Origin of the sequence: Halorubrum ruber (assembly GCF_018228765.1) — an archaeon.
Taxonomy (GTDB): Archaea; Halobacteriota; Halobacteria; order Halobacteriales; family Haloferacaceae; genus Halorubrum; species Halorubrum ruber.
In genome coordinates, this window is the sequence record NZ_CP073695.1 from 1,923,638 (window position 1) to 1,938,996 (window position 15,359).

Genomic DNA, 15,359 nt, shown 5'->3' on the forward strand with positions numbered 1-15,359 from the left:
CACGTCTGTGCGACTCACACCACGATGACGGCGTCGACGACGACGAGCAGGACGAAGCCGAAGAGGAAGGCGCCGGTCGCGGCGTCCGCGTGTCCGTGGCCGTGTGAGGAGGGGATCAGCTCCCGGAAGACGACCGCGAGCATCGCACCCGCCGCGAATCCCGACGATATCGGAAACAGCCCGGCGCTGAGCCCGACGAGAGAGAAGCCGAAGAGGGACGCGACGACCTGCGGGACGACCCCCGAGAGCGTGGTGTACCAAATCACTCGCAGGTTCGACATCCCCGTCTCGGCCATCGGCACCGCGAACGCGAACCCGTCCGGGACGTTCTGAAGCCCGATCACGACCGCGAGCAGCAGCGCGACCTCCTCTAACCCGGAGGCGAACGCGACGCCGATCGCCAGCCCCTCCGGGGCGTTGTGGAGGGTGATCGCCCCGCCGATGAGGATCGCCTTCCGGAGCGAGGACTCGCGCTCGTCGATGAGCCCGCCGGCGCTCGCCGCCGGTCCGGCCTCGGGGTCTTCGCTTCGGGGAGCGTCCTCGGCGACCGGATCGTCGCTTCGGGGAGCGTCCTCGGCGACCGGATCGTCGCTTCGGGGAGCGTCCTCGGCGACCGGATCGTCGGCCGGCGCTTCCATCCCCGCGACGTCGTCCTCGGTCGCGCCGCCCTCCGCGAACCACTCCCGGTACTCCGCGTGGAGGTGCGGGACGAGGTAGTTCCCGCCGAGCAGCGCGAACCCGCCAAAGAGGACGCCCGTCATCACCGCTCGGAGCGTCCCCTCTTCCATGCCGGGGATCACGAGGCCGAACACGCTGGCGGCGACCATCAGTCCGGCCGCCAGCCCGAGGGCCGCGTCGTAGATCCGGTGTGTCACGCGGTCGCGGAAGAACACGGGGAGCGCCCCGAGACCTGTGGCGAGCCCCGCGACGCTCGTCACGCCGAGGACCGAGGCGAGCGTAGTCATGCGTTCCGTGAACGCGCCCGAGTTCATAAATGGGTGGGAGCGAGCGTCGCCGGTCCGCGGGGACCCGGGCTTAGCGAACCGCCACGCGCCGGAGGTCCCGCCCGTACGCCGCGACCGCGACGGCGAGGGTCGCGAGCGCGCTCGCGGGGAGGACGGCGAACCAGCCGGCGGTCGCGCCGACGCCGAACCGGACGCCCAGCCCCGCCGCCACCCACAGGGTCGCGGCCGCGGCGAGGACGAGGAGGCCGCCTGTGACCCGGCGGTCCTCCCGGCCGAGCGCGACGCCGCTCGTGGCGCTGCCGGCCGCGAGCAGGTGGAAACCGAGGGCGAGCGGCCACGCTCGGATCGACGGCGGGAGCGTCGCGAACGGTCGCGGCTGGTCGAGGAAGTACGCCCACACGGGGTAGCCGCCGACGCCGCTCCCGTCGCCGCCGAGCGTCACGAACCCCCAGAGGCTCACCAGCGTCGGGGCGTCGTCGCCGCCCGGAACGACCGCCATCGGGACCGCGAGCAGCGCGACGACGAGGAGCCACTCGACGCGCCCGCTGGTCGACGGCGAGCCCGCTCTCTCCCGCGAGACGGATCGCGACGTCGATTCCGCCGCCGAGCGCGACGCGTCGTCCGAACTCTCCATAGGAGGGGTTCGACGCCCGGGAGTAAGTATGGTCGGGACCGCGCTGGCGCCGAGGGGTTTTTACTGTCCTCGGAGGGACCGACCAGCCATGCCAGCCCTCCGCTCGATCCGTCCGGCCGTCGGTAGCGTCGCGAGGAACCCCGTCCTCGTCGCCGTCTCGGCGCTGTTCGCGCTCGCACAGCTCCCAGACCTGATCGTGGGACCGACGGCGAACCCGGAGCTGTCCGCGGCGGTGTCCGCGCTGACGTTCGGCGTGCTGATCCTCGTCGCTCCCTTCTTCCAAGGCGGCCTGCTCGCGATGGCGGACGAAGCGCTCGACGGGACGACGGGCGTCGCGACGCTCGTCTCGGGAGGTAAGGAACACTATCTCCCGCTGCTGGTCGCGTACCTCGCGCTGCTCGGAGTGAGCCTCGCGTTCGGCTTCCTCGCGTTCTTCGGCGCCCTCCTCGGGATCGCGGGCAGCGTCGCGAGCGAGCCCGCCGGGTTCCTCGCCGTCCCCGCCGAGGACGTCACGCTCCTGGCGGTGCTGGCGATCATCGTCGTCGGCCTGTTCGCCGCGTACCTGCTCGTCACGTTCTTTCTCCAGTTTTACGCCCACGCGATCGTCGTCGACGGCGCCGAACTCGTCGCCGGGTTCCGTCGCAGCGTCCGCGTCGTGCGGTCGAACCTCGGAGCCGCGTTCCTCTACACGGCCCTCCTGACCGGCGGCGGCGCGGCGTTCGGCCTCCTCGTCGCCGCCGCGTCGCTGTCGCTCGCACCGCCGCCGGCGATGGAGTCCGCCCCGGTGTGGGTCCCGACCGTCGAGGTCGGCACACTCGGCACCGTCGGAGTCGGGGTCGGAGTGATCGCGGTCACCGGCGTCCTCGGCGCGCTGTGGGCGACCTACTCGGTGGCGTTCTACCGCGCCTGCTCGGAGCGGACGCCCGCGGCGGGGCGTCAGGCGTAACTCGCCGCCCGCCGTACGGACCGTGTGAACACCGACGACGGCGGCCACCACGACGCGGCGGTCGACGCGCTGGCGACCCGGGAGTACGAGCGCGCCGGGGACCGCTACACCCGCGGCGGGCGACGCGTGCTCGCCGACCCGCGCCCCGAACTGGACCCGTTCGAACCGGACGAGAAGGGGTGGGTCGGCCAGGGGCTCCAACAGCTGCTCGCGGCGGCGGTCGCGTATCGCGTCGCTGGCGTCGACGAGCGCGCGAACCGACGCGCGGCCGAGGGGATCGCCGCCGCCCGCGACTTCGAGTCAGTCCTCTCGGCACCGGGACAGGCCGCCTGCCTCGGTGAGTTCGTGGCCGACTTCCGAGTCGCGGGCGGGCTCGGCGGCGCCGACGGAGCGTACGACGACGCCGCGGAGCGGTACGCCGCCGCGAGCGGCGAAATCGACTCCCCGCAGGCGCTCGCGACGACCCCGCTGTTCGAGGCCGCGGCCGCGACGATCAAGCAGGTCGCGCGGGGGCAGGCGGACGGCGAGATAGCGATCAAATGGGAGGACCTCCACGGGAGCGACCCGAGCCGACCGGGCGAGTTCCTCGCGCACCGCGCCCGATTCAAGAAACAGCGGTTCCCGGGGCTGGTCGAGCGCGCGGTCGACGACGGCCATCTCGCCGCGCCGCGGGGGACGACCGAGTACGACAACGACGGCCACCAGTGTCCGCACTGCGGGTCGAACCACGTGAACTGGGCTGGAACCGGGATCCTCTGTCTGCGGTGTTCGCGGCCGACGGAGGGTTTGAGGGCGCGCGTCGCGGGCGACGAGGCGGATCCGGCCTCCGTCGGTGCGACCGCCGTCAGCCCAGCAGGCTCTCGCCGTCGAACTCGTCGTCGGCCTCGACGTCCAGCAGGTCGAGGACGGTCGGCGTCACGTCGAAGAGGTTCGCGTCGGTGAGATCGAGGTCGGGGTCGGTCGAGTACAACAGCGAGTTCTCGAACTTGTGCATCCCGTTGCGGGGCCCCTCGGTGAAGACGGCCTCCTTGCCGCTGAACCCGGACTTGAGGTCGAACCCGTCCGCGGGGATGACGACGAGGTCGGGGGCGATATCGTCGTGGTCGCCGTCGAAGACGGTCTCGCCTTTCACGATCCGCTTGCACACCTGCCGGCCGTCGGGGCCGGTGAGCGATTCGAGGTCGTCGATGAGCTCCTCCCGGGTCGCCTCGTACTCGTCTTGTGGAACGACGCCCTCCGGCTCGCGCCCCTCTAAGTTGAGATAGAAGCGGCCGGGGATGAGCGAGTACGCGCGCGCCTCGTCGTCGATGTCGGTCAGCGAGTCGTGGTCGTCGTCCGCGTACGAGAGCCACCCCTCGTCGGCGAGGAACTGGTTGCAGTTCACCTCCCAGTTCAGCTCGGTGAACCCGTGGTCGGAGGCGACGATCAGCGTGGTGTCGTCGTCGAGCGAGTCGCGTATCTCGCCGATGTACCCGTCGAGCTTGCGGTAGAACTCGAGGAACTCTTCCTTGTACTCGCCGTCGGTCGCGTAGTCGCCGAACAGGAAGTGGTTCACGCGGTCCGTGCTCATGAAGACGCCGAAGAAGAGGCCCCAGTCGTCCTGTGCGAGGTAGTGGTCGAACGCCTCGTACCGGGCGTCGAGCGTCGCGTGCGCGTTCTCGATGAACTCCGTCTTGTCGTCGTCGTGGCCGAGCTTGGCGTTGACGTCGATCTTGTAGTCGAAGCCGTCGAGCGTCGCGCGCAGTTCTTCGTCGCTCGCCGCCGACTCCAGGTCGGGCGAGAGGAAGCCGGAGACCATCCGCTGGACCCGCGTCGACGGCGGGAACGTGACGGGGACGTTGAGGACGGTCGCGTCGCGGCCGGCGTCGGTGACGCGGTCCCACAGCCGGGTCGCCTCCACGTGGCGACCGAGCGGGACGTACGTCTCGTAGGAGTCGCGCTCGCGGTCCTGGAAGCCGTACACGCCCGTGGCGCCGGGGTTCACGCCGGTCGTGAGGCTCGGCCAGCACGCGCTCGACTCGGGGGGACGATGCTCTCTAAGCGGCCGCCGGAGCCGGTCTCGGCGACGTCGGTCAGGTTCTCGAAGACGTCGGGGTGGTCCTCGACGAGGTCGAGCGGTACGCCGTCGATCCCGAGGAAGACGACGCGCTCGTCGTCGTCGCCGCGGAGCCGGTCGAACAGACCCATGTCCGGAGGTTCCGGTGGAGCCGGCATATCCCTTGTGTTCCGCGGGACAGCGGCGGCGACCGCCCTCGGTCGGCGCTCCCTCGGGCGCCCGCGATTCAGAAAGCCTATTCGTCTCGGCGGCGACGGCTACGCCGTATGAGCGACGACTTCCCGGCGAGCGTCGACGTCGATTACACCGACGGTGAGGGGGAGACCCCCGAGGATTACCCGTCGATCCAGCACAAAATCGAGAAGGCGGTCGAGGTCACCCGCCGCGGGCTCGAACAGTACGACAACCCCGCGGTGATGTGGACGGGCGGGAAGGACTCCACGCTGACGCTGTACTTCATCAATCAGGTAGCCGAGGAGTACGGCCACGAGAAGCCGACCGCCGTCTTCATCGACCACTTCCAGCACTTCGACGACATCACCGACTTCGTCGAGCACTGGGCCGACGAGTGGGATATCGACCTCGTGTACGCCCGCAACGAGGACGTCGGCGACTACGTCGAGGAACACGGCCTCGAACCCGGCGACGACATCCCCGTCGACGCACTCTCGGAGCACAACCAGCACCACATCCGGGAGATCTTAGAGTTCGAGGAGGACTCGTTCCCGTTCCTGCTCGACACGTACGTCGGCAACCACCTGCTGAAGACGGTCGCGCTCAACGACGCCCTCGAGGAGCACGACATCGACGGCGTCATCTCCGGCGTCCGCTGGGACGAGCAGGAGGCCCGCGCGGACGAGACGTTCTTCTCGCCGCGCCACGACCCCGACCTGTTCCCGCCGCACGACCGCATCCAGCCCATCCTCCAGTTCGCCGAGGCCGACGTGTGGGAGGCCTTCTGGAACTTCGTCGTCCCGGACACCGTCGAGGCGTTCCCCGACGAGGGGTACATCCCGCAGGCCGACGACGACCTCCCCGAGGGCGTCACGCAGGAGGACGTGCCGATCTCGCCGAAATACTTCGCCGGGTTCCGCTCGCTCGGCAGCGAGGTCTCGACGGAGAAGACGACCGAGGAGCCCGCGTGGCTCCAGAACCTCGACGAGACGACCGAGCGCGCCGGCCGCGCCCAGGACAAGGAGGACCTGATGGAGCGCCTGCGCGACCTCGGCTACATGTAAGCCACGCGGGCGACGCGCGGTCAATCGACGAACGGCTCCTTCTTCGGTCACGCCCCCGAGATCGACGCCCTCGCGAGGTCGGACTGACTCCGTATTCGGTTCCGACGAGCGGATCACCGGCGTGTGATTGGACAGATCGCACATCTCTCCGTTCGCCTCTGTTCCCGGAGATCGGCGTTACATATATGCGATGAATGAGCGACAGTAGCGTTTGGCTGTGAAATGTGCGGCCGGAGTCGCGACCGAGGTCGTTCCGTCCGGCCGCAGTAGAATTGTGTATACCATACATTTTTGGTTGCGTCGTGCGTTATCGCGTATAGAGTCCCGAAGCCGGCCGGAGGCGTCGACGGCCGGCCGACCGGATGCTCGAGAGATGACAGAGCGAACGCCCGCCCGACGGAAGAGAGCGTATCGGCACGGCAAGCGCCCGCATCACGAACTGTCCATGTCCATCAGATGATACGCCCGTTCCTCACCGGAATCAAGGAGAACCTCATCTACGTCGTCGTCGCCTCGCTGGTCGCCGGGCTGGCCTTCGGCCAGGTCGCGGGCTCGGGGACGAAGGCGCTCCTGCGAGCCGCGGTCGTCCCGATCCTGTTCCTGATGATCTACCCGATGATGATCAACATCGACCTTCGGGAAGTGATCAACGTCCGCGACCACGCCGGTCCAGTGGGGTTGAGCCTGCTGATCAACTTCGGCGCGGCGCCGCTGTTCGCGGTCGCCCTCTCGCGAGGCTTCTTCGGCGGCGACATCGAGTACGCCGTCGGACTGTACTTCATCGCGCTCATCCCGACCTCCGGGATGACCGCCGCGTGGACGGGCCTCGCCGACGGAGACCTCGAGGCGGCGCTGGTCGCGATGGCGGTCAACCTGTTAGCGGCGATCGTGATTCTCCCGGCGTACCTCTCCGTACTCGTGCCCGCCGACATCGGGTTCGACCCCTCGGCGCTGTACCGACAGCTCGCGCAGGTGGTGGTCATCCCGATGGCCGCTGGGACGGTCACTCGATGGCTGTTGCTCCGCCGGTATTCCACGGCGGGTTTCAAGCGCCTGAAGCCGTTGTTCGGCGGGCTGTCGTCGCTCGGCGTGATGCTGATCGTGTTCGTCGCGATGACGATGCGGTCCGGGCAGATCCTCGCGGATCCCGTCGCGTCGGCGGTGACGGTCGTTCCGCTGGTGGTGTTTTACGCGGCGGTCCTCGGCGTCGCCGCGGCCGCCGGACGGACGCTGCTCGACCCGCGACGGGGCGTCGCGCTCGTGTACGCGACCAGCATGCGAAACCTGTCGATCGCGCTGGCGATCGTCGTCGCCGGGGACGCGGTGCCCTCCGGTGCGGTGTTACCGATCGCACTGGCGTACGTTATCCAGCCCCCGCTCGGCGCGGTCTACATGCACTATCGGCGCGACGTCGTCGGTGAGGGACGCTCTCTCCGTGAAGCGGTCGCGGAGTTCATCTGAGCGGCGGGCGTCTCGCCGTCGCGGTCCGGTACCGAGCGAGCGCCACCGGCTCTCGTCGGATCGACATCGATAGTGTGTGTATAGTACATTACACACAAAGTAATTTGACCGTAGTGCGCCTCGGTAGACACATGAGCGTAACGTTCGCAGTGATCGATGCGTCGGTGGGGGAGACGCCCGCGGAGTCGAACCTCCGTCGGGAACTCGACGCGGAGGTCGTCGTTTACAAGGCGAGCGAGGGCGAGTTCCCGCCGTCGGTGTCGGCGTCCGAATGGCGGTTCGACGGCGTCGTCATCAGCGGGTCACAGACCTCGGCGTACGACGACCGCGACTGGATTCACGAGCTGACGGAGTGGATCCGTCGGGTCCACCGGGCGGACGTGCCGACGCTGGGCATCTGCTGGGGACACCAGTTCCTCGCGCAGGCCCTCGGCGGGCGCGTCGTCGACATGGCGGAGTACGAACTCGGATACGAGCGGATCGTGCGCCTCGGCGACGACCCGCTGTTCGAGGGGATCCCGGAGCGGTTCGTCAGCTTCGAGACGCACTCCGACCGCGTCGCCGAACTCCCGCCGGGTGCGACGACGCTCGCACGCAACGGCCACGGCGTCCAAGCCTTCCGCATCGGCAGTAGCTACGGGATACAGTTCCACCCGGAGTACGACCGCGAGACGGCTGTCTGGGTGACGGAAGGGAAGGACCTTCCGGACGATCGGATCCGCTCCGTGCTGGACGGGATCACCGACGAATCCGTCGAGGCGGCGCGGGCGAGCAAGCAGATATTCGAGAACTTCCGGCGCCTCGCCGAGCGCCACCAGCCGGTCCGCCGGGCGGACCCGATCCCTCCTCGGACGAGGTGACCGGCGAACCCGCTGACGGAGCGGAGTCGCGACGGCCGAGCGGGTTGGCGAGATAGTATTGTGTAGAATTGTGGTTTTTCCAAACTACTAAGTCTGACGCGCCGGACAGGATCGTCTGCGTCGAAGATGAGCCTGCGAGACCGAGCAAGCGAACTCGTGGACAGGGCGCGGTCGGTGACGGCCGGTGAGCGAACGAAGCGACTCGTCGAGAGGGTCCGACGGGTACGCGACGGGGAGCCGTGGTTCGACAAGCGGGGGCTCGACACGATCCGCCGGCGGCCGGTTGGCGATGACTCGATCGAACGACGGCGACGCTGGCAGCGCTACCTCGGCGTCGCCTTCGTCGGACTGCTGGCGGCGGCGCTCTGGTACCCCCTCGTCGCGGGGGTCGGCGTCGTCGGCTGCGCCGCCGCGGCGGTCGGCGTCGGCGCCGTCCGCGGCCGGTTCTACTGTAATCACCTCTGTCCGCGCGGCGGCCTGCTCGACGGCTACGTCCGCCTGCTCAGCCGTGGAAAGCGGACGCCGGACTGGTTCAAGCATCCGCTGACCCGCGCGGCCGTGGCCCTGACGGCGTTCGGACTCTTGGGGACGGGACTCCACGCCGCGTGGCGGCAGGGCGGGTCGCTCGGCGTGCCGTTCCTCACGATGCTCGGCGTCAGCACGCTCGTCGCGGTCGTTCTCGGCGTCGTGTACCACCAGCGGGCCTGGTGTCAGATCTGCCCGGCCGGGACGCTCTCGCACGCCGTCCACCGCGTCGCGGAGGCGCTCGGTCGCGATCCGGCGCCGCGCGTCGAGGTCGACGCGGACGCCTGCGTGAGCTGCGGTCGCTGCGGGACGGTCTGCCGACAGGAGATCCGTCCGGGGCAGTACGCCGAGGGCGAGGTCACGGACCACGGCGACGTGTTCTCGCCGGGCGGTCTCGAGGGATCGGCCCGCGAGGTCGACGGCGTCGTCGACCACGCCGACTGCCTACAGTGCGCCGCCTGCGTCGAGGAGTGTCCGACGGACGCGCTGTCGCTCGACGAAGAGTAGCCGACTGCGACCCGACGACCCGCCTTCATCGCCCGGACGAGAATGTGTTGGATATACACAACGAGGCCGCGCGGGTGCCCGTCGCGTCGATCGTCGGCGAGTTCGAAGGGGGGGGGTTCAGGAGTACGGAACCGGTCTTCAGGACCGATTCGGGCCGCAAACCATCGATGGCGGATCGGTGTGGGTCGACTACCGCACGCCGAGCGGGCGCAACGCATAAGGTAGTATAGTGCGTTTGTTACAATACAGATGTCTGGTGTCGCGATCATCGGCGGCGGACCGACGGGACTGAACGCGGCCATCTACACGGCCCGCGCGGACAAGCGAACGCTGGTGTTTGACGACGGGGGCGGGACGACCCGGGACGTGGACACCATGGAGAACGTCTACGGGTTCCCGGACGGCGTCACCGGCCCGGAGCTCGTCGATCTGGGACGGGAACACGCCCAGAAGTACGGGGCCGAGATCGTCGAGGAGGAGGTCGTTCGGATCGAGCCGGAGGGCGAGCGGTACCGCGTCGAGACGACGGTCGACGAGTACGTCGTCGACGGCGTGATCCTCGCGACGGGCGCGGACTACGAGCGGCCGGCCATCGCGGACGTCGAGGCGTACGAGGGCCACGGAGTCTCCTACTGCGTCGAGTGTGACGCCTACTTCTACCGCGACAGCCCCGTCGCGGTCGTCGGCAACGACAACTACGCCGCGACGGAGGCGCTGATGCTGCTCGATTACACCGACGACGTCCGAATCCTCACCAACGGGTCGTCGTTCGAGGCCGGCGAGGAGCTCAAAGAGCGGGTCGACGACGCCGGGATCCCTGTCATCACCGACGACTTGGACCGACTCGCCGGCGGAGAAGTACTCGAGACCGTCGTGACAAAGGCGGGAGACGAGATTTCGGTCGACGGACTCTTCGTCGCGTTGGGTACCGCCGGTGGCACCGACCTCGCGGAGATGCTCGGCGTCCCCGTCGACGGCGACGACATCGTCACCGACCCCGACCAGTCGACGCCGGTCGACCGGGTGTACGCGGCGGGCGACGTCACCGGCGGCCACCAGCAGATCGCGACCTCCGTCGGCGAGGGCGCCCGCGCGGCGATCAACCTGCTCGAGGAGCTCCGCGGCGCCGACTACATCGACTACAAGAAGCTGGACTCACAGCCGGCCTGAGCGGCTTACTCGTCGACGGTCGGCCCGGCCTCGTCGACCGAGGCGGTGAACCCGACCTCGCGCAGTCGCTCCGCGAGCGGGAGGCCGATCCCCGACGCCGGCGTCAACACGCCGCCCTCGAACGGGGAGTCGACCTCGTCGTGGGCCAGAGAAACGGCCGACTCGCCAAGCATCCGCGCGGTCGCGCCGTAGCCGGGGTCGCGGTCGGCGCCGAACTCGGCCTCGACGGTGAAGGCACCGTCAGCGCCCGTGCCGCGCCCGAGAAGCCGGATCAGGAAGCTCCCGGCCTCCGCTTCCTCCCGCGTCGGCCCCTCGCCGGGGTCAGGGAAGAAGTACCGACGGAGCGCCGAGCGGATCGGTCCGACTGACATCGCGGCCGTGAACAGGCCGAGCCCGCCGGCGACGGCGCCCGCGGTCGCCGCGCCCCGCGGTCCGGTCCCGGTCGGGATGACTTCCGTACACCGGAACTCGCGGCCCCACGAGTAGTCGAGGAGCGCGTTGCTCCGGCGCACCACGCGCTCGTTCACCGGGGCCATCGGCGAGGGAGCGCTCCACCCGCCTCGAAGCGCGTCTCGCTGCGGCCAGCGCTGTTCGCCGGCGTCGACGCCGCTCCGCTCGCCCCGCGGCGCCAGCGAGTAGGGGTTCCGGAGCGCCTCCCGGGCGAGGGGGTCGGTCGCGGCCGCCTCGAACAGCTCGCCGAAGCTCGCCAGCGTGCCGCCGCTGACACTCCCGCTGCCGCCGTCGAGGTAGATCCGGACCGTGTCGCAGGGCGCGTCGTGTTCCTTCCTCGCGAACGACTGGACGAGCAGCGTACCGAGGTCCGCCGGGACGGAGTCGAACCCGCAGCTGTGGACGATCCGCGCGCCGTTCTCGACCGCGGCCTCGTGGAACCGGTCGACGGTCTCGCGCACCCAGTTCACCTCGCCGGTGAGGTCACAGTAGTCCGTGCCCGCCTCGACGCAGGCCTCGACCAGCGGCGACCCGAGTCGGGTGTACGGCCCGACAGTCGTACAGACGACCCGAGCGTCCTCGGCGATCGCGCGCAGGCTCTGGGGGTCGGTCGCGTCGCCCACGACGACGGGCATGTCGTCCCGCGCGTCGCCGCGACGGGCGAGGTCGTCGGCGAGCGCGTCGAGCTTCTCCCGGTTCCGCCCGCCGACGGCCAGCGAGAGCTCCTCGGGCCCGTACTGCTCGGTGAGGTGCTCGGCGGTGAACCGCCCGGCGACACCGGTCGCGCCCCACACCACGACGTCGTGCGTCGGATCGGCGTCGGTCATTCGGGCGCCACTACGGAGCGGCCGCGGTAAACTGGTGGGGTCCGGGTCCGCCGAGCGCGCGAACGAGGTCGGCCGGACGGGGATCCGAGCGACGCCGACCCTGCGCCACGCGCTACCTCTTTACATACACAGCCGCAACGACTGGTATGCCAGTCGGCACTCGGTTGTCACTACAGCTCGCGGACTTCGGGACCCGATCGCTCGTCACGCACGCGCTCATGGCGGGGGGGTTCGTGGGAGCGGTCGTCACGGGGCTGTTCGTGGAGGGGCAGGTCGGCACCGTCTCGATGGCGGCGTTCATCAACTTCACGGCCGGGCTGTGGATCTGTCAGTCCATCCACTCGCTCGGGAACGCGGCCACCGACGACGAGTACCAGGGCGTCCTCAAGGAGATCCTCAATCGTGTCTAGTGAACCCGGAATCGACACCGGCCGCTTCGGGCGAATCTTAGCGCTCGTCGGCTTCGTCACGACCGTCTTCCTGTTCCTCACGGCACAGCGACTGTCGGGCGACGCCTTCCAGATCGGCGCCGTCGCCATCGGGATGGTGGGGCTGGTCACCGCGATCATCGGCTTCCTCGTCGCCGCCGGCAGCGCGGTCGACGCGTCCTGACGCCGATCGGTCGATGGGAGAGCCCCGCAGTTGGATCTCCGGAGCAACCTGACGTGTCGTCCTAAACGCGTTTTCGTAGAGAGGAACTCGGCCTGAGCAGCGTTTTCGCCAAACTGTTATGCCGCTTCACGGAGAAATATGACCATGAGCGTGACCATCCCCGTTGTTTCGACGCCGAACGTACTCGGCGGGAAGCCGCGGGTAGAGGGAACGCGCGTCGGCGTCCACCAAGTAGGGTCGCTGGTCCGCGAGCACGACTGGTCGAGGGCGGCCGTCGCCGAGGAGTTCGGTCTGACGGCCGACGAGATCGACGCCGCTATCGAGTACTACGAGTCGAATCCCGACGAGATGGAAGCGGTCGCGGCGGAGGCGGAAGCGACTCGTGACCGACTGAGCGACGCGAGTCGGACGCAATAGTAATGCGGCTCCTCTGCGACCAGAACGTCGCACGTCGGTATATCGACGCCTGTATCGAAGCGCCCGACCTTCGGGCAGTCACTGTCCGTGATGCGCTCGATCCTCGTGCGACCGATCCCGATATCGCGGCGTACGCTCGCGAAAACGGGTATGTCGTGTTAACCGCAGACGATGACTTCTTCGAGTTGTCGGAACGATGTGGCTGTCTGTATTTCCATCAACTCGATCAGCCGCCTGTCGGCGACGTACTAACTGCTATCCGGCTGATCGATGACGCGTACGACGACCATACCGAGATCGTCGAGGTCGTCCCGGACGGGTGGGCCTGAGCTACTTGTACGATTCGCACACCATCTCGACGCCCTCCTCGAAGGAGATTTCCGGCTCCCAGCCGGTCGCCTCGTGGAACGTCGAGTAGTCGGCCATCGTGTCGTGGACGTAGCCGTCGAACGGGCACTCGATGTACTCGGGGTCGGTATCGGTCCCGAGCGCGTCGTTGATCATCGCGACCATCTCGTTGAACGAGTACGCCTCCTGAGTGCCGACGTTGTACACGCCGGTCAGCTCGTGGTCGGCGGCGAGTTCGCACGCGCGAGCGACGTCCGAGACGTGCGTGAAGTCGCGCGTCTGGGTGCCGTCGCCGAACAGCTCGGGCGCCTCGCCGTTCGCGATGGCGTCCGCGAACTGCGCGACCGTGTTCGCGTACTCGCCCTTGTGTTCCTCGTTGCCGCCGAAGCCCTGGTACACCGAGAAGAACCGCAGCCCGGCCATCGCCATGTCGTGGTGGTTGGCGTAGTACTCGGCGTAGCGCTCGCGCGCGAGCTTGGAAGCCTCGTAGGCGGTGTGGGCCTCCACGTCCATGTCGACCGGGGAAGGCTCGGTGCGGCTGCCGTAGATCGAGGAGGTCGAGGCGTAGACGACCGTCTCGCAACCTTCCTTCCGGGCGCGCTCGACGGTGTTGACGAACCCCTCGACGTTGACGCGGCAGCCGCGCTGGGGGTCGTTCTCGTGCATGTTCCGCGAGGAGAGCGCGGCGAGGTGGAAGACCACGTCGACGTCGACCGGGAACTCGCCGTCGACGACCGAGGCCTCGACGAACTCGACGTCGTCGTCGAGGTTCTCGGGCGTGCCGAGGTAGGTGTCGTCGACCGCGATCACGTCGTTGTCGCTTGCGAGCCGGTTCGCGAGGTTCGAGCCGATGAATCCGGCCCCGCCCGTGACGAGGACGCGTTTGTCCTGCATAGGCACGACTCCTCGCGGGCGGGGGTTGAGCGCTTCGGTTTCGAGGCCGCCGGCGGCCGCGGCGGCGCGGTCGACCGCCCCCCGAATTGACCGCCTCACCGTCGCGGGGTCAGTCGGTCGTCGGCTCGCCGCCGGTGACCGCCGACTCCGCCTCGGCGCGCAGGCGGCGCTCGGCGCGGTCGCGGTCCTCCGGGTACCCGACGTCGACCCGCCAGCCGTCCATCAGCGTCGCCTCGATGGTCCGGCCGGACTCCAGCAGCAGCCCGATTGTGTCCGGGAGTTCGTACTCCCCGCGGTCGGAGGGGCGAACAAGGCGACAGGCGTCGAACACCGCGGGCGAGAAGGTGTAAAAGCCCGTCATCACCGTGTTCGACGGCGGGTCGTCGGGCTTCTCGACCACCTCGACGATCTCGCCGTCCGCCGTGGTCCGACAGACGCCGTATCGCCCCGCCTCGTCGAGCGGGACCTCCTCGACTAAGAAGGCGGCGTCGACGTCACCGCGGCGCTGGCGCTCGACGACGTCCCCGAGGTTCGCGCGGAAGATGTTGTCGCCGAGCATCAGCGCGAAGTCGTCGTCGACGTGCGGCTCGGCCCGAAGTAGCGCGTGCGCGAGCCCGAGCTGCTCCTCCTGGTGGACGTACGTGATCGGCGTCCCCTCGAACTCGCCCCCGTACCGCTCGGTTATCTGCTCTCTCCGGTGGCCGACGACCACGACGAACTCCGAGATGCCGACCTCGGCCAGCTGCTCGAACACGTGTTCCAGCAGCGGTCGGCCGGCGACCTCGACGAGCGCCTTCGGCTTGTCGTCGGTCAGCGGCTTGAGCCTCGTGCCTTTCCCCGCCGCGAGGATGACTGCTTTCATATCCGTCTCTCCCCGAAACACGACCTAAAGTATGAGCCGCTTACGGGCTCTCGCCGGCGTTCGCCCGGTCGTGGGCGGGGATCGACGGGGCTCGCCTCGGTGCCCCCTTCGGCGGTCGCTACCGCTCGGCGCTCGCAGTCGGCGACGGGTCCCGGTCGTTCCCGGCGGCCTCGTGGCGACGCATCCCGCTGATCCGGCCCGCGGCCCGCGCCAGGGTGCCGGCACCGTGGAGCAGCGCCGACCGCACCGGGACGCCGAGGTAGTTCGCTGGCGTGAGCGCGTCCCCGGCGATCGCCAGCCACTGCTCCCGGCGGTTCCGGCCCGACTTGCTCCACAGGTACGGCTGCTCCCGCTCCTGTCGGTACGTTTTCGTGAGGTAGTCGGTCACCGAGTCCGCGTACGGGTGGTCGACGACAAGCTCCGGGTCGTAGTAGATCGGGGAGACGGTGAGCGTCCGCTCCGCGAGGTCGACCTCCTCGTGGCCCCACGGGATCGCCTCGTCCCACCCGCCGATCTCGTCGAACACGTCCCGGTGGACCCCATGTTACAGCCCCAGAACCGGGTGACGTAGCGCGGCTCGTCGCCGA

16 protein-coding genes and 2 pseudogenes are annotated in these 15,359 nt (G+C 69.0%); 11 read left to right on the plus strand and 7 right to left on the minus strand.

Annotation, left to right across the window (positions count from 1 at the left end):
- Positions 1–14 precede the first annotated feature (14 nt).
- Both J7656_RS09530 and J7656_RS09535 read right to left on the minus strand, forming a co-directional pair.
- Positions 15–965 carry a ZIP family metal transporter gene (locus J7656_RS09530; protein ID WP_211553154.1) on the minus strand — a complete coding sequence of 317 codons (951 nt, stop codon included), beginning with the start codon at positions 963–965 and terminating at the stop codon, positions 15–17.
- A gap of 70 nt (positions 966–1,035) precedes the next feature.
- Entirely contained in the window at positions 1,036–1,599 is a 564-nt protein-coding gene (locus J7656_RS09535) for a TIGR04206 family protein (RefSeq protein ID WP_211553156.1), read from the minus strand.
- 88 nt (positions 1,600–1,687) lie between these two features.
- Here J7656_RS09535 and J7656_RS09540 point away from each other — a divergent pair, with 88 nt between their 5' ends.
- Together J7656_RS09540 and J7656_RS09545 are read left to right on the plus strand one after the other, a co-directional pair.
- Positions 1,688–2,545 carry a DUF7847 domain-containing protein gene (locus J7656_RS09540; protein WP_017343109.1) on the plus strand — a complete coding sequence of 286 codons (858 nt, stop codon included), beginning with the start codon at positions 1,688–1,690 and terminating at the stop codon, positions 2,543–2,545.
- A gap of 24 nt (positions 2,546–2,569) precedes the next feature.
- Positions 2,570–3,334: pseudogene (locus J7656_RS09545) on the plus strand (hypothetical protein); the annotation flags it as partial.
- 55 nt (positions 3,335–3,389) lie between these two features.
- On the opposite strand, the pseudogene J7656_RS09550 reads toward J7656_RS09545, so the two are convergent.
- Positions 3,390–4,732, minus strand: a pseudogene (locus J7656_RS09550) (alkaline phosphatase family protein).
- A 135-nt stretch (positions 4,733–4,867) separates the two neighbouring features.
- Here J7656_RS09550 and J7656_RS09555 point away from each other — a divergent pair.
- From J7656_RS09555 to J7656_RS09575, 5 genes are all read left to right on the plus strand, one after another.
- Complete coding sequence (locus tag J7656_RS09555; RefSeq protein ID WP_211553160.1) at positions 4,868–5,839, plus strand: phosphoadenosine phosphosulfate reductase family protein; 972 nt, start codon at positions 4,868–4,870, stop codon at positions 5,837–5,839.
- 456 nt (positions 5,840–6,295) lie between these two features.
- Entirely contained in the window at positions 6,296–7,300 is a 1,005-nt protein-coding gene (locus J7656_RS09560; protein ID WP_211553162.1) for an arsenic resistance protein, read from the plus strand.
- 131 nt (positions 7,301–7,431) lie between these two features.
- Positions 7,432–8,160 carry a type 1 glutamine amidotransferase gene (locus J7656_RS09565; protein WP_017343104.1) on the plus strand — a complete coding sequence of 243 codons (729 nt, stop codon included), beginning with the start codon at positions 7,432–7,434 and terminating at the stop codon, positions 8,158–8,160.
- A gap of 126 nt (positions 8,161–8,286) precedes the next feature.
- Positions 8,287–9,192, plus strand: a complete 906-nt coding sequence (locus tag J7656_RS09570) for a 4Fe-4S binding protein (protein WP_211553164.1) — start codon at positions 8,287–8,289, stop codon at positions 9,190–9,192.
- A gap of 249 nt (positions 9,193–9,441) precedes the next feature.
- Positions 9,442–10,362, plus strand: coding sequence for an NAD(P)/FAD-dependent oxidoreductase (locus tag J7656_RS09575; RefSeq protein WP_211553166.1), 921 nt, complete (start codon positions 9,442–9,444; stop codon positions 10,360–10,362).
- Between the two features lie 5 nt (positions 10,363–10,367).
- On the opposite strand, the gene J7656_RS09580 is transcribed toward J7656_RS09575, so the two are convergent.
- Positions 10,368–11,639 (minus strand): saccharopine dehydrogenase family protein, encoded by a 1,272-nt coding sequence (locus tag J7656_RS09580; protein WP_211553168.1) that lies wholly within the window; start codon positions 11,637–11,639, stop codon positions 10,368–10,370.
- Between the two features lie 146 nt (positions 11,640–11,785).
- Between J7656_RS09580 and J7656_RS09585 the strand changes: the two genes are divergently transcribed.
- The 4 genes from J7656_RS09585 (at position 11,786) to J7656_RS09600 (ending at position 12,997) form a co-directional block, all read left to right on the plus strand.
- Entirely contained in the window at positions 11,786–12,049 is a 264-nt protein-coding gene (locus J7656_RS09585) for a hypothetical protein (protein WP_026046207.1), read from the plus strand.
- A complete protein-coding gene (locus J7656_RS09590) occupies positions 12,042–12,251 on the plus strand; it encodes a hypothetical protein (RefSeq protein ID WP_026046206.1) in 210 nt (69 codons plus the stop codon). Before J7656_RS09585 ends, J7656_RS09590 begins: the two co-directional genes overlap by 8 nt.
- A gap of 144 nt (positions 12,252–12,395) precedes the next feature.
- A complete protein-coding gene (locus J7656_RS09595) occupies positions 12,396–12,668 on the plus strand; it encodes a DUF433 domain-containing protein (RefSeq protein WP_017343099.1) in 273 nt (90 codons plus the stop codon).
- Between the two features lie 2 nt (positions 12,669–12,670).
- A complete protein-coding gene (locus tag J7656_RS09600) occupies positions 12,671–12,997 on the plus strand; it encodes a DUF5615 family PIN-like protein (protein WP_017343098.1) in 327 nt (108 codons plus the stop codon).
- 1 nt (position 12,998) lies between these two features.
- Here J7656_RS09600 and J7656_RS09605 read toward each other — a convergent pair whose 3' ends face one another.
- The 3 genes from J7656_RS09605 to J7656_RS14985 all read right to left on the minus strand — a co-directional run bounded on the left by J7656_RS09605 (position 12,999) and on the right by J7656_RS14985 (position 15,298).
- Positions 12,999–13,910, minus strand: coding sequence for an NAD-dependent epimerase/dehydratase family protein (locus J7656_RS09605; protein WP_211553170.1), 912 nt, complete (start codon positions 13,908–13,910; stop codon positions 12,999–13,001).
- A 109-nt stretch (positions 13,911–14,019) separates the two neighbouring features.
- Positions 14,020–14,772, minus strand: coding sequence for a UTP--glucose-1-phosphate uridylyltransferase AglF (gene aglF, locus J7656_RS09610; RefSeq protein ID WP_017343096.1), 753 nt, complete (start codon positions 14,770–14,772; stop codon positions 14,020–14,022).
- Between the two features lie 118 nt (positions 14,773–14,890).
- Positions 14,891–15,298, minus strand: coding sequence for a glycosyltransferase family 2 protein (locus J7656_RS14985; protein WP_249191446.1), 408 nt, complete (start codon positions 15,296–15,298; stop codon positions 14,891–14,893).
- Positions 15,299–15,359 lie beyond the last annotated feature (61 nt).